General features: G+C 61.2%; 7 protein-coding genes. 4 read left to right on the top strand and 3 right to left on the bottom strand.

What is annotated here, in order from left to right; genetic code table 11:
- Positions 1-18: 18 nt before the first annotated feature.
- Positions 19-534 carry a nitrous oxide reductase accessory protein NosL gene (locus LQ249_RS18305; RefSeq protein WP_017849330.1) on the top strand — a complete coding sequence of 172 codons (516 nt, stop codon included), beginning with the start codon at positions 19-21 and terminating at the stop codon, positions 532-534.
- A 13-nt stretch (positions 535-547) separates the two neighbouring features.
- Here the strand turns inward: LQ249_RS18305 and LQ249_RS18300 are convergent, their stop codons facing one another.
- The 3 genes from LQ249_RS18300 to LQ249_RS18290 all read right to left on the bottom strand — a co-directional run bounded on the left by LQ249_RS18300 (position 548) and on the right by LQ249_RS18290 (position 6,689).
- Entirely contained in the window at positions 548-1,228 is a 681-nt protein-coding gene (locus LQ249_RS18300) for a Crp/Fnr family transcriptional regulator (protein WP_017849329.1), read from the bottom strand.
- Between the two features lie 3,014 nt (positions 1,229-4,242).
- On the bottom strand, positions 4,243-4,890 hold the full coding sequence (gene narL, locus LQ249_RS18295) for a two-component system response regulator NarL (protein WP_017849328.1): 648 nt from the start codon (positions 4,888-4,890) through the stop codon (positions 4,243-4,245).
- The gene (locus LQ249_RS18290; protein WP_232565744.1) at positions 4,887-6,689 is read right to left on the bottom strand and encodes a HAMP domain-containing protein; all 1,803 of its coding nucleotides are present in this window, start codon (positions 6,687-6,689) and stop codon (positions 4,887-4,889) included. Before LQ249_RS18290 ends, narL begins: the two co-directional genes overlap by 4 nt.
- A gap of 350 nt (positions 6,690-7,039) precedes the next feature.
- Here LQ249_RS18290 and LQ249_RS18285 point away from each other — a divergent pair, with 350 nt between their 5' ends.
- From LQ249_RS18285 to LQ249_RS18275, 3 genes are read left to right on the top strand one after another with little or no spacing between them, the layout of a single operon-like run.
- The gene (locus LQ249_RS18285) at positions 7,040-8,257 is read left to right on the top strand and encodes an MFS transporter (RefSeq protein ID WP_017849326.1); all 1,218 of its coding nucleotides are present in this window, start codon (positions 7,040-7,042) and stop codon (positions 8,255-8,257) included.
- 2 nt (positions 8,258-8,259) lie between these two features.
- Complete coding sequence (locus LQ249_RS18280) at positions 8,260-9,657, top strand: NarK family nitrate/nitrite MFS transporter (protein ID WP_169866070.1); 1,398 nt, start codon at positions 8,260-8,262, stop codon at positions 9,655-9,657.
- A gap of 57 nt (positions 9,658-9,714) precedes the next feature.
- On the top strand, positions 9,715-13,488 hold the full coding sequence (locus tag LQ249_RS18275; protein WP_017849324.1) for a nitrate reductase subunit alpha: 3,774 nt from the start codon (positions 9,715-9,717) through the stop codon (positions 13,486-13,488).
- The last annotated feature ends 1 nt before the right edge of the window (position 13,489 follow it).

The following is a 13,489-nucleotide window of genomic DNA, read 5'->3' as shown; positions in this document are numbered from 1 at the left end:
ACTGCTGGAGTGAGTGAAATGGGTTTCAAGACACGGGTAGTGGCGGCCTTGTTGGTCGGCTTGTTGATGAGCGCCTGCGACAAGGCGCCGGAGTCGAGCTTCAGTGACGCGCCGGTGGCGTTTCATCCCAACGACGAGTGCCACGTGTGCGGTATGGTGATCAACGAATTCCCCGGGCCCAAGGGCCAAGTGGTGGAGCGGGGCGGGGTGAAGAAATTCTGCTCTACCGCCGAAATGCTCGGCTGGTGGCTGCAACCGGAAAACCGGCACGACGACGCGAAGCTGTACGTACACGACATGGGCCGCAGCCAATGGAATGCTCCGGACGACAAGCACCTGATCGACGCCCGCACCGCGTACTACGTGATCGGCACCGGGCTCAAGGGCGCCATGGGCGTGGTACTGGCTTCGTTTGCCGATGAGGCCAAAGCGCAGAAAGTCGCGGCGGACACCGGTGGTCGGCTGTTGCGTTTCGAGCAGATCGACCTGGCGTTGTTGCAGCAACCGATGCCGATGATGCACAGCGGGCATTGACCGCGAGGGGGTATCAACCGGCTTGATACCCCATCAACTGTTCTGCGTTCAGGATTCGAATGGTGCGTTGGCGCACCTCGATCAACCCGCCTTCCACCAGCCGATGCAGAATCCTCGAAAACGTCTCCGGCTGAATCCCCAGCTTCGACGCCACCAGGCGCTTGGGCACCTGCAACACCACCTCACCGCTGACGTCGTCGCGCTCCTGGAACAGGAAATTGATCACCCGGCGACTGGCATTGGCCAGGGTCAGGGTGTCGATGTCCTGGAGGCGCTGATGCAGGTGAATACTCATGCTCGCCAGAATCGCCAGGCAAATGGCCGGTTGGTCTTCCAGGGCGCGGCGATAGTGTTGGCCTTCGATACTCACCAGCACGCTGTCCTTGAGCGCGGTGCCACTTACCGGGTACGCCTTGGCCTGGGTGAACAGCAGCGCTTCGGCAAACGTCTGGCCGGGGCGGATGACTTCCACCAGATGCTCCTGACCTTCGCCAGTGACCCGGTGCAGCTTGATCTGGCCGCTGACCAGCAGGAAGAACCGATCGGCGGGATCGCCCTGGTGCATGAGCGGGGTGTGATTGGGCAAACGCTTGAGACTGGCCAGGGTGCAGACATCCTGGAAGGTTTTTTCAGGCAGCCGGCTGAACAGGTGATGCCTGCGCAGGGTTAGAACGATGTGGGGATGGGTGAGCATAAGGGCCTCCGCGGTTCATCAGGGTAGGGCGGCCCGGGGTTTGGGGATATGCCTCGAAGGGGGTACCTCTTCCCATGTTCGGTCAGCTTGGGTTAAAGATGTGGCCTTAATGTGGGAGGGAGCTTGCCCCCGATGGCGGTGGATCACTTATGCATGTAGTGGCTGACACACTGCCATCGGGGGCAAGCCCCCTCCCACATTTGGATCTCCATGGGTCAGATAGACCTCATTCTGTATTTGCTCTTGCTCTTAGGCGCGGCCTATAGCCAACCTGATCTTGCAAGCCGAACGCGGTCAAAATGTGGGAGGGGGCTTGCCCCCGATGGCGGTGGATCAGTCATGCATGTAGTGGCTGACACACTGCCATCGGGGGCAAGCCCCCTCCCACATTTGGATCTCCATGGGTCAGATAGACCTCATTCTGTATTTGCTCTTGCTCTTAGGTGCGGCCTATAGCCAACCTGATCTTGCAAGCCGAACGCGGTCAAAATGTGGGAGGGGCTTGCCCCGATGGCGGTGGATCAGTCATGCATGTAGTGGCTGACACACTGCCATCGGGGGCAAGCCCCCTCCCACATTTGGATCTCCATGGGTCAGATAGACCTCATTCTGTATTTGCTCTTGCTCTTAGGCACGGTCTTATAGCCGACCTGATCCTGCAAGCCGAACGCGGTCAAAAATGTGGGAGGGGGCTTGCCCCCGATGGCGGTGGATCAGTCATGCATGTAGTGGCTGACACACTGCCATCGGGGGCAAGCCCCCTCCCACATTTGGATCTCCATGGGTCAGATAGACCTCATTCTGTATTTGCTCTTGCTCTTAGGCGCGGCCTATAGCCAACCTGATCTTGCAAGCCGAACGCGGTCAAAATGTGGGAGGGGGCTTGCCCCCGATGGCGGTGGAGCAGTCATGCATGTAGTGGCTGACACACTGCCATCGGGGCAAGCCCCCTCCCACATTTGGATCTCCATGGGTCAGATAGACCTCATTCTGTATTTGCTCTTGCTCTTAGGCGCGGTCTTATAGCCGACCTGATCCTGCAAGCCGAACGCGGTCAAAATGTGGGAGGGGGCTTGCCCCCGATGGCGGTGGATCAGTCATGCATGTAGTGGCTGACACACTGCCATCGGGGCAAGCCCCCCCACATTTGGATCTCCATGGGTCAGATAGACTTCATTCTGTATTTGCTCTTGCTCTTAGGCGCGGCCTTATAGCCAACCTGATCCTGCAAGCCGAACGCGGTCAAAATGTGGGAGGGGGCTTGCCCCCGATGGCGGTGGATCAGTCATGCATGTAGTGGCTGGCACACTGCTATCGGGGGCAAGCCCCCTCCCACATTTGGATCTCCATGGGTCAGATAGACCTCATTCTGTATTTGCTCTTGCTCTTAGGCGCGGCCTATAGCCAACCTGATCTTGCAAGCCGAACGCGGTCAAAATGTGGGAGGGGGCTTGCCCCCGATGGCGGTGGATCAGTCATGCATGTAGTGGCTGACACACTGCCATCGGGGGCAAGCCCCCTCCCACATTTGGATCTCCATGGGTCAGATAGACCTCATTCTGTATTTGCTCTTGCTCTTAGGTGCGGCCTATAGCCAACCTGATCTTGCAAGCCGAACGCGGTCAAAATGTGGGAGGGGGCTTGCCCCCGATGGCGGTGGATCAGTCATGCATGTAGTGGCTGACACACTGCCATCGGGGGCAAGCCCCCTCCCACATTTGGATCTCCATGGGTCAGATAGACCTCATTCTGTATTTGCTCTTGCTCTTAGGCACGGTCTTATAGCCGACCTGATCCTGCAAGCCGAACGCGGTCAAAAATGTGGGAGGGGGCTTGCCCCCGATGGCGGTGGATCAGTCATGCATGTAGTGGCTGACACACTGCCATCGGGGGCAAGCCCCCTCCCACATTTGGATCTCCATGGGTCAGATAGACCTCATTCTGTATTTGCTCTTGCTCTTAGGCGCGGCCTATAGCCAACCTGATCTTGCAAGCCGAACGCGGTCAAAATGTGGGAGGGGCTTGCCCCGATGGCGGTGGAGCAGTCATGCATGTAGTGGCTGACACACTGCCATCGGGGGCAAGCCCCCTCCCACATTTGGATCTCCATGGGTCAGATAGACCTCATTCTGTATTTGCTCTTGCTCTTAGGCGCGGTCTTATAGCCGACCTGATCCTGCAAGCCGAACGCGGTCAAAATGTGGGAGGGCTTGCCCCCGATGGCGGTGGATCAGTCATGCATGTAGTGGCTGACACACTGCCATCGGGGGCAAGCCCCCTCCCACATTTGGATCTCCATGGGTCAGATAGACTTCATTCTGTATTTGCTCTTGCTCTTAGGCGCGGCCTTATAGCCAACCTGATCCTGCAAGCCGAACGCGGTCAAAATGTGGGAGGGGGCTTGCCCCCGATGGCGGTGGATCAGTCATGCATGTAGTGGCTGGCACACTGCTATCGGGGGCAAGCCCCCTCCCACATTTGGATCTCCATGGGTCAGATAGACCTCATTCTGTATTTGCTCTTGCTCTTAGGCGCGGCCTATAGCCAACCTGATCTTGCAAGCCGAACGCGGTCAAAATGTGGGAGGGGGCTTGCCCCCGATGGCGGTGGAGCAGTCATGCATGTAGTGGCTGACACACTGCCATCGGGGGCAAGCCCCCTCCCACATTTGGATCTCCATGGGTCAGATAGACCTCATTCTGTATTTGCTCTTGCTCTTAGGCGCGGTCTTATAGCCGACCTGATCCTGCAAGCCGAACGCGGTCAAAAATGTGGGAGGGGGCTTGCCCCGATGGCGGTGGAGCAGTCATGCATGTAGTGGCTGACACACTGCTATCGGGGGCAAGCCCCCTCCCACATTTGGATCTCCATGGGTCAGATAGACCTTGCTCTGCTTTTGATCTGTTCTTGCCCTTGCCCGAGCATTAGTGAGGTGCCGAGTGTTGGGGCAAGAGCGGAGCCACCAGCCGCCGCTACCGAAGAAACAGATATGTACCCAACCCCCCGAAAAACCATCAACCCGCCTGCCGCAAGTGCTCCATCGCCCAAACCGCCGCCTCCACCCGTGACCGCAACCCCAACTTATGCAGCAGATTCTTCACATGCACCTTCACCGTCCCTTCGGTAATCCCCAACTTATGCCCGATCACCTTATTGCTGTAGCCACTGGCAATCGTGCGCAGCACCTGCCGTTCCCGCTCCGTCAAGTCCACTGCCGCATGGGGTTGCGGCGAGCGCAGTGCCTGGGCCAGCACCCGCGTCAACCCGGGGCTGATCACCAGCGCTCCGTGCAACGCATCACGGATGAACTCCACCACCAACTCCGGCTCCATGTCTTTGAGCAGATACCCGTTGGCATCCAGGCGCAGTGCATCGCGAATGTCATCCTCGGCATCGGACACGGTAAACAGCAGCACCTTGCCCGCATAGTTCATGGCGCGCAGGCGGCGCAGGGTTTCCAGGCCGTTCATCTGCGGCATGTTGTTGTCCAGCAGCACCAGGTCCGGTTGCAGGGTTTCGATCTGGTCCAGGGCTTCCTGGCCATTGCCGGCTTCGCCGACCACCTGCAGATCGTCTTCGAGTTCGAGTATCTGACGCATGCCATGGCGCATCATCGGGTGATCGTCGACCAGCAAAATGCGGTGGCGGGGGAGTGTGCTCATGGGAGGTTACCTTGTAGAGGTTGCCCGAGAAATTCCGGTTGAAAACGTAAATGCACCCGCGTGCCCTGGGGCTCGCGGGGGCTGATGTCGAGTTGGCCGTGCAGGCTGCGCGCGCGTTCGTCCATGATGGTCAGGCCGTGGTGTTCGCGTTGGTCGACGGCGCCGCAGAAGCCACGGCCGTCGTCCTCGATGCTCAGGCTCACGGTCTCGCCCTCCTGGCGCAGTTGCAGCCAGGCGTTTTGCGCATGGGCGTGGCGCAGGCAGTTGGACAAGGCCTCGCGGGTGATCTGCAGCAAGTGGATCTGTTCGCTGGCCGACAATTGGAAGGCGAGGGCGTCGACGTGCAGGTGGACCTGGAATTCGCCGCGCCGGGAGAACTCTTCGGCGGTTTCCGATAGCTCCTGTACCAACCCGGCATCGTGGATTTGCAGGCGGAAGGTGGTCAGCAGCTCGCGCAGTTGGCGGTAGGCGTTGTTCAGGCCGTCGCGCAGTTCGGCGGTGACGGTGGCCAGGGTTTCCACGGGTTCGCCCCGGCGGATCAGGGTTTGCATGCGGCTGACTTGCAGCTTCATGTACGACAGCGCCTGCGCCAGGGAGTCGTGCAGTTCCCGGGCGATGATGGTGCGCTCGTCGAGCAGCAGCAAACGATGGTCCTGTTCGCGCTGGCGTTTGAGCGACAGCGAAGTGCCGATCAGGTTGGCCAGGGCCTGGATCAATTGCTTTTCCCAGTCTTGCGGAGGGTGGCCATCGTCGAAGTGGGCCTTGAGTTCGCCCAGTTCCGAGCCCTGGTTGCTGATGCTGAATATCTGCGGCGGCGCCACTTTGTGTTTATGGCAGCTCGCGCAATCGCCGATGGCGCAGATGTTACGGCTGTCGCCGCCGTGCAAGGCGAGCATCTGCTGGGCCGGTGCGAGGAAGTGGCCTTGCAGGCACAACGACAGGCGCAACCCCGGCAGGCGTTTCTGGAAGCGCCGGATCAATTCGTCCAGGCCCTCGGCATTGGCCAGGCGCGTGGCCAGGCTGCTGCTGCTCTGGTACAGCAGTTCGAGGGCGGCGTTGGCTTGTTGCAGGTTGAGGGTCTTGAGGCGCACCTGGCTTTCCAGGGTGCGGTGGGACGCCTCGATGGTCTCGGCCATGGTGTTGAAGCTCAGGGCCAGTTGCCCCAGCTCATCGTCGGAACGGTGGTTGACCCGGGTCTTGAAGTCGCCGTCGCGAAAGCGCCGGGTGGCCTGTACCAGTTCCTGCAAAGGGTTGACCACGCCGTACTGCAATTCATACAGGCCGATCAACAGGATGATCAACGTGCTGAACAGCGCCAGGCCCTGGATGCCTTGCTGCCAGCTTTGTTTGCGTTCGCTCTGTTGCTGCAACAGGCTGACGAATTGATTCATTTGCTCGACGAATGTCGGCGCGCTGGCCTGGAATTGCGCCGTATCACCGCGCGTCAGGGCCGGGTGCAGCTCGTCGTTCCAGCGTTGCTGGATCTGTTGGTAGCTCTGCAGCAGGGCGCTGTTCGGGCCGTCTTCCAGCACCGCCTTGAGCGAGTCGCTGTCGAGGCGCCTTTGCAGGCTCTGGGTGATGGTGTCGATCTCTTCGGCCGGCGCGGCGGCGGCGAGCCGCCAGCTGAGGTGGTAGGTCTCCATACGCACGGAGCCGGCGGTGTTGATTGCGGCGGCGTCGCCCTGGCTGAACCAGGCGATCAGCCCCGCACTCAAGGAACTGGCAAGGGCCAGGATAGCGATCAGGATCACAGCCAAGCCGGCGCGTGCGGGCAGGGAGCTGCGTAGCCAGTTAAACATCACGGCGTAGTCGGAGGGGGGAGAAAGCCTGCATGGCGGCACCTGAAAAGGAAAAACGAGCTGGAAAACGGCGATCCCTGGCGCACTACCTCTAAAGAGTTGCCGGCAAACCCTCCCACGGGAAAACGCCGGCACAAGAGATCAATCCATTGATAAATAAAGACTTTCTCTTGTTATAGGGACTACCTCCTTAGAGGTATATGGGATCAGCATAGCCTTATACCCCCCTGGCCGACGTTGATCTGCGTCAAGTTCCAAGGGGGTGTCGCCCCTAACCTGCGCTCATGAAATCACCTTTTGGAGCGCATACCGTGACTCAACCCCGTATAAGACAAGGCTTGGTGCTGGGCATGAGCACGCTGGCCTTCACCGTCTGCTTTATGGTGTGGATGATGTTCGCCGTGTTGGGCGTGCCCATCAAAGAGCTGCTGCAACTCAACGAAACCCAGTTCGGCCTGCTGGCCGCCACGCCGGTCTTGACCGGTTCCCTGGTGCGCCTGCCACTGGGCTTGCTGACTGACCGCTTCGGCGGGCGCATCGTGTTCTTCCTGTTGATGCTCGCCTGCGTGCTGCCGCTGTACCTGATCACCTACGCCACCGCCTATTGGCAGTTCCTGGTGCTGGGCCTGTTTGTCGGCCTGGCCGGCGGTTCGTTCTCGGTGGGCATCGCCTACGTCGCCAAGTGGTTCGACAAGGACAACCAGGGCTTCGCCATGGGCGTGTTCGGCGCCGGTAACGCCGGGGCCGCGGTCACCAAGTTCCTCGCCCCGGCGCTGATCGCCCTCGGCACCTGGCACCTGGTGCCCAAGGTGTTCGGCGCGATCCTGTTCATCACCGCGCTGTTGTTCTGGTTCCTCACCAGCGAGAACAAGGCCCACCGCAGTGCCGGCGGCGCCACCTTGCGCGAGCAACTGCGGTGCCTGAAAGACCCGGCCGTGTGGCGCTACTGCCAGTACTACTCGATTGTCTTCGGCGGCTACGTCGGCCTGGCATTGTGGATGACCAAGTACTACGTACAGGAATACGGTTTCAGCCTGCAAAGCGCGGCGCTGCTGGCCGCCTGTTTCTCCCTGCCCGGCGGCGTGCTGCGCGCAGTCGGCGGTTGGATGTCCGACCGCTGGGGCGCCCAGAGCGTGACCTGGTGGGTGTTGTGGGTGAGCTGGGTCTGCCTGTTCCTGCTCAGCTACCCGCAGACCCAATTGCAGGTGCAGACCGTCAACGGTCCCCTGGATTTGCACATCGGCCTCAACCCCACCCTGTTCACCGTGCTGCTGTTCGTGATGGGCATCGCCTTCGCGTTCGGCAAAGCCTCGGTGTTCAAGTACATCGCCAATGACTACCCACAGAACATGGGCGCGGTGTCCGGCATCGTCGGCCTGGCCGGTGGCCTGGGGGGCTTTGTGCTGCCGATTCTGTTTGGCGCCCTGGTGGACCTCACCGGCGTGCGCTCGTCCTGCTTCATGTTGATGTACGGCGTGGTCTGGGTGTCCCTGACCTGGATGTACCTCAGCGAAATCCGCAAACAACCGCTGCTGGGCAACACCGCCCAACGTCTCCAAGGAGAATGAACATGTCCATCGCGCAAAAGCCCGATTCGGGCCCGGTGATTCACGACTGGCGCCCCGAGGACCCCGCGTTCTGGGGGGCCAGCGGCAAAAAAACCGCTACCCGCAACCTGTGGATCTCGATTCCCGCGCTGCTGCTGGCTTTCGCCGTGTGGATGGTGTGGAGCACGGTGATCGTGCGCCTCAACGCCATCGGCTTCAGCTTCACCACCGACCAGCTGTTTTGGCTGGCGGCGTTGCCCGGCCTGTCCGGCGCGACCTTGCGGGTGTTCTATTCGTTCATGGTACCGATCTTCGGCGGGCGCCGCTGGACTGCCCTGAGCACCGCGTCGCTGTTGCTGCCGGCGCTGTGGATGGGCTTCGCGGTGCAAGACCCCAACACCCCTTACAGCGTGTTCGTGCTGATCTCGTTGTTGTGCGGCTTCGGCGGCGGCAACTTCGCCTCCAGCATGTCCAACATCAGCTTCTTCTACCCTAAGTCGCAGCAAGGCACGGCCCTGGGCCTGAACGCCGGCCTCGGTAACCTGGGCGTGTCGGTGATGCAGTTCTGCGTGCCGCTGGTGATCACCTTCGGGGTGTTCGGCATGGTCGGCGGGCAAGCGCAAACCCTGCCCGACGGTAGCCAGCTGTGGCTGCAGAACGCCGGGTTCATCTGGGTGCCGTTCATCCTCACCGTCACCGTGGCGGCCTGGTTCGGCATGAATGACCTGTCCAGCGCCCGCGCTTCGTTCAGCGAGCAGGCGGTGATCTTCAAACGCAAGCACAACTGGCTGATGTGCTGGTTGTACCTGGCGACCTTCGGTTCGTTCATCGGCTTTTCGGCGGCGTTCCCGCTGCTGATCAAAACCTCGTTTCCGGACGTAGTAGCGTTGAAGTTTGCCTTCCTCGGCCCGCTGGTTGGCGCTCTGGTGCGCCCACTGGGCGGCTGGCTGGCGGACAAACTGGGCGGCGCGCGGGTGACCCTGTGGAACTTCGTGCTGATGATCGTGATGGTATTCGGCGTGCTGCACTTCCTGCCGCAGAACGGCCAGGGCGGCAACTTCTACGGCTTCCTCGGCCTGTTCATGTTGCTGTTCATCACCACAGGCGTGGGCAACGGCTCCACCTTCCGCATGATCCCGGTGATCTTCCGCACCCAGCACGAGAAAGCCAGCGCCGGTAAATCCGCCGCCGAGCGCGAGCAGGCCATCAAGAATGCCGGCAAGGAATCCGCCGCCGTACTGGGGTTCAGTTCGGCCATGGGCGCCTTCGGTGCGTTCTTCATTCCCAAGTCCTTCGGCACCTCCATGGCCGCCACCGGTAGCCCGGCGATGGCCTTCTACATGTTTGTCGGTTTCTACCTGAGCTGCATTGTCGTGACCTGGTGGTGGTATGCCCGCAAAGGTTGCGCCACCCCCTGCTAGTCCGACCTGAATTCGCGGGGCAACGCACCCCGCAGCACGCCTGATGAGGAAAGCACCATGAGTCATTTGTTGGATCAACTGCGGTTCTTCAACCGCAAACAAAACGAATTTTCCGACGGCCACGGCGAGACCCGTAAAGAGTCCCGCGACTGGGAAAACGTCTACCGTTCGCGCTGGCAGTACGACAAGATCGTGCGTTCCACCCATGGCGTGAACTGCACCGGCTCCTGCTCGTGGAAGATCTACGTGAAGAACGGCCTGATCACCTGGGAAACCCAGCAGACCGACTACCCGCGCACCCGCAACGACCTGCCCAACCACGAACCCCGTGGCTGCCCGCGCGGTGCGAGCTACAGCTGGTACATCTACAGCGCCAACCGGCTCAAGTACCCGAAGATCCGCAAGCCGCTGCTCAAGCTGTGGCGTGAAGCGCGCCAGACCCTGGCGCCGGTGGAAGCCTGGGCGAGCATTGTCGAGGACAAGGCCAAGGCCGACTCCTACAAGAGCAAGCGCGGCATGGGCGGTTTCATTCGCTCGAACTGGGAGGAGGTGAATGAAATCATCGCCGCCTCCAACGTCTACACCATCAAACAATACGGCCCGGACCGCATCGTCGGCTTCTCGCCGATCCCGGCCATGTCGATGGTCAGCTACGCGGCGGGTTCGCGTTACCTGTCGCTGATCGGCGGCGTGTGCCTGAGCTTCTACGACTGGTACTGCGACCTGCCACCGGCCTCGCCGATGGTGTGGGGCGAGCAGACCGACGTGCCGGAATCGGCCGACTGGTACAACTCCAACTACATCATCGCCTGGGGTTCCAACGTCCCGCAGACCCGTACCCCGGACGCGCACTTCTTCACCGAGGTGCGCTACAAGGGCACCAAGACCGTGGCGATCACCCCCGACTATTCGGAAGTGGCCAAGCTCACCGACCTGTGGCTCAACCCCAAGCAGGGCACCGACGCCGCGTTGGCCCAGGCTTTCAACCATGTGATCTTCAAAGAATTTCACCTGGACAAGCCGAGCGCCTACTTCACCGACTACGCCAAGCGCTTCACCGACTTGCCGGTGCTGGTGATGCTCAAGCCGATGACCGGTTTCGCTCCCGGCGCAGGCTTCCAGCCGGACCGCTTCCTGCGCGCCTCGGACCTCACCGGCAACCTCGGCCAGGACAACAACCCGGAATGGAAAACCATCGCCCTCGACGAGAGCGGTGAACTGGTCTCGCCGCAAGGCTCCATCGGCTATCGCTGGGGCGAGAAGGGCAAGTGGAACATCCTCGCCAAAGAGGGCGGTGAAGGCCGCGCGATCGACCTGAAACTCAGCCTGATCGGTGACGACGTCGCCGAAGTGGCGTTCCCGTACTTCGCCGGCGAAGTCCAGGAGCATTTCCAGCACGTCGCTGGCGAGGCGGTGCAGTACCGCCGCGTGCCGGTGCATAACGTGACCCTGGCCGACGGCAGCGTGGCCAAGGTGGCGACCGTGTTCGACCTGTCGGCGGCCAACCTGGCCATCGACCGTGGCCTGGGCGGCCACAACGTGGCCAAGGACTACGACGACGCCAGCGTGCCGGGCACCCCGGCGTGGCAGGAAGCGATCACCGGCGTCAGCCGCGAGAAAGCCATCCAGATCGCCCGTGAGTTTGCCGACAACGCCGACAAGACCAAGGGTCGCTCAATGATCATCGTCGGCGCGGCGATGAATCACTGGTACCACATGGACATGAACTACCGCGGGCTGATCAACATGCTCATGCTCTGCGGTTGCGTCGGCCAGACCGGCGGCGGCTGGGCCCACTACGTCGGCCAGGAAAAACTGCGTCCGCAGTGCGGCTGGCTGCCCCTGGCCTTCGGCCTGGACTGGAACCGCCCACCGCGCCAGATGAACGGCACCAGCTTCTTCTACGGCCACAGTTCGCAATGGCGCCACGAGAAAATGAGCATGCACGATGTGCTCTCGCCTCTGGCCGACAAGTCGCAGTTCCCCGAACACGCCCTGGACTACAACATCCGCGCCGAACGCGCCGGCTGGTTGCCCAGCGCGCCGCAGCTCAACACCAACCCGCTGCACATCTGCCGTGAGGCGGCCGCAGCCGGCATGACGCCGAAAGACTACGTGGTCAAATCCTGGCAGGACGGCAGCCTGCGTTTTGCCTGCGAACAGCCGGACAGCCCGGTGAACTTCCCGCGCAACATGTTCATCTGGCGCTCCAACCTGCTCGGTTCGTCGGGCAAGGGCCATGAGTACATGCTCAAGTACCTGTTGGGCACCAAGAACGGCGTGATGAACGAAGACATCGGCCACAGCACCGAATGCAAGCCCACCGAGGCCGAATGGGTCGAGGACGGCGCCATCGGCAAGCTCGATCTGGTGACTACGCTGGACTTCCGCATGTCCTCCACCTGCGTGTATTCCGACATCGTCTTGCCGACCGCCACCTGGTACGAAAAAGACGACATGAACACCTCGGACATGCACCCGTTCATCCACCCGTTGTCGGCGGCTATCGACCCGGCGTGGGAATCGCGTTCCGACTGGGAAATCTACAAAGGCATCGCCAAGGCGTTCTCGGCCATGTCGGTCGGTCACCTGGGTGTGGAACAAGACCTGGTCACCGTACCGCTGATGCACGACAGCGTCGGCGAACTGGCCCAACCGTTTGGCGGCACCGACTGGAAAAGCGCACGCGTGGCCCCGGTACCCGGCAAAAACGCGCCGAACATCGCAGTGGTGGAACGCGACTACCCGAACATCTACAAGCAGTTCTCGTCGCTGGGCCCGATGCTGGAAAAACTCGGCAACGGCGGCAAGGGCATCAACTGGAACACTGATGAAGAAGTCGAGTTCCTCGGCGAACTGAACCATCACGAAAACGATGCCGGGATCAGCCATGGCCGGCCGAAAATCGACACCGCTATCGACGCGGCCGAGGTGATCCTGTCCCTGGCCCCGGAAACCAACGGCAAGGTGGCCTTGAAAGCCTGGGCCGCGCTGTCGGAATTCACCGGCATCGACCACAGCCACCTGGCGATTTCCAAGGCCCATGAAGCGATCCGCTTCCGCGATATCCAGGCGCAGCCGCGCAAGATCATCTCCAGCCCGACCTGGTCCGGCCTGGAAGACGAACACGTGAGCTACAACGCCGGCTACACCAACGTCCATGAAAACATCCCATGGCGCACCATCACCGGCCGCCAGCAGTTCTACCAGGATCACCCGTGGATGCAGGCGTTCGGCGAGCAGTTGATGAGCTACCGGCCACCGGTCAACACCAAGACCATCGAAGGCGTGAAGGGCAAGCGCAGCAATGGCGAAACCGAGATCGTGCTGAACTGGATCACTCCGCACCAGAAGTGGGGCATCCACAGCACCTACAGCGACAACTTGCTGATGCTCACCTTGAGCCGCGGCGGGCCGATTGTGTGGCTCTCGGAGATCGACGCCAAGCGCGCCGGGATCGAGGACAACGACTGGATCGAGTGCTTCAACGTCAACGGCGCACTGACCGCCCGTGCGGTGGTCAGCCAGCGCGTCAAGGAAGGCATGGTGATGATGTACCACGCTCAGGAACGCATCGTGAACGTGCCGGGTTCGGAAACCACCAAGACCCGCGGCGGCCACCACAACTCGGTGACCCGCGTGGTGCTCAAACCGACCCACATGATCGGCGGCTATGCCCAGCAAGCCTACGGTTTCAACTACTACGGCACGGTCGGTTGCAACCGCGACGAGTTTGTCGTAGTGCGCAAAATGGCCAAGGTCGACTGGCTCGATGGTTCCACCGGCGATGACTTGCCGCGCCCATTGCCGACTGATATCGAGGAGAACTGAG

The sequence above is a fragment of the Pseudomonas sp. 7-41 genome (assembly GCF_021233075.1).
Classification (GTDB): Bacteria; Pseudomonadota; Gammaproteobacteria; order Pseudomonadales; family Pseudomonadaceae; genus Aquipseudomonas; species Aquipseudomonas veronii.
The sequence above is the reverse complement of the archived record's forward strand: the minus strand, read 5'-3'. Positions and strand labels throughout refer to the sequence as shown.

Excerpts from the sequence above, each read along its gene's own strand:
- LQ249_RS18305 (WP_017849330.1), top strand. The coding sequence starts at position 19 with ATGGGTTTCAAGACACGGGTAGTGGCGGCCTTGTTGGTCGGCTTGTTG.
- LQ249_RS18280 (WP_169866070.1), top strand. The coding sequence starts at position 8,260 with ATGTCCATCGCGCAAAAGCCCGATTCGGGCCCGGTGATTCACGACTGG.
- LQ249_RS18285 (WP_017849326.1), top strand. The coding sequence starts at position 7,040 with ATGAGCACGCTGGCCTTCACCGTCTGCTTTATGGTGTGGATGATGTTC.
- narL (WP_017849328.1), bottom strand. The coding sequence starts at position 4,890 with ATGAGCACACTCCCCCGCCACCGCATTTTGCTGGTCGACGATCACCCG.
- LQ249_RS18275 (WP_017849324.1), top strand. The coding sequence starts at position 9,715 with ATGAGTCATTTGTTGGATCAACTGCGGTTCTTCAACCGCAAACAAAAC.
- LQ249_RS18290 (WP_232565744.1), bottom strand. The coding sequence starts at position 6,689 with ATGTTTAACTGGCTACGCAGCTCCCTGCCCGCACGCGCCGGCTTGGCT.
- LQ249_RS18300 (WP_017849329.1), bottom strand. The coding sequence starts at position 1,228 with ATGCTCACCCATCCCCACATCGTTCTAACCCTGCGCAGGCATCACCTG.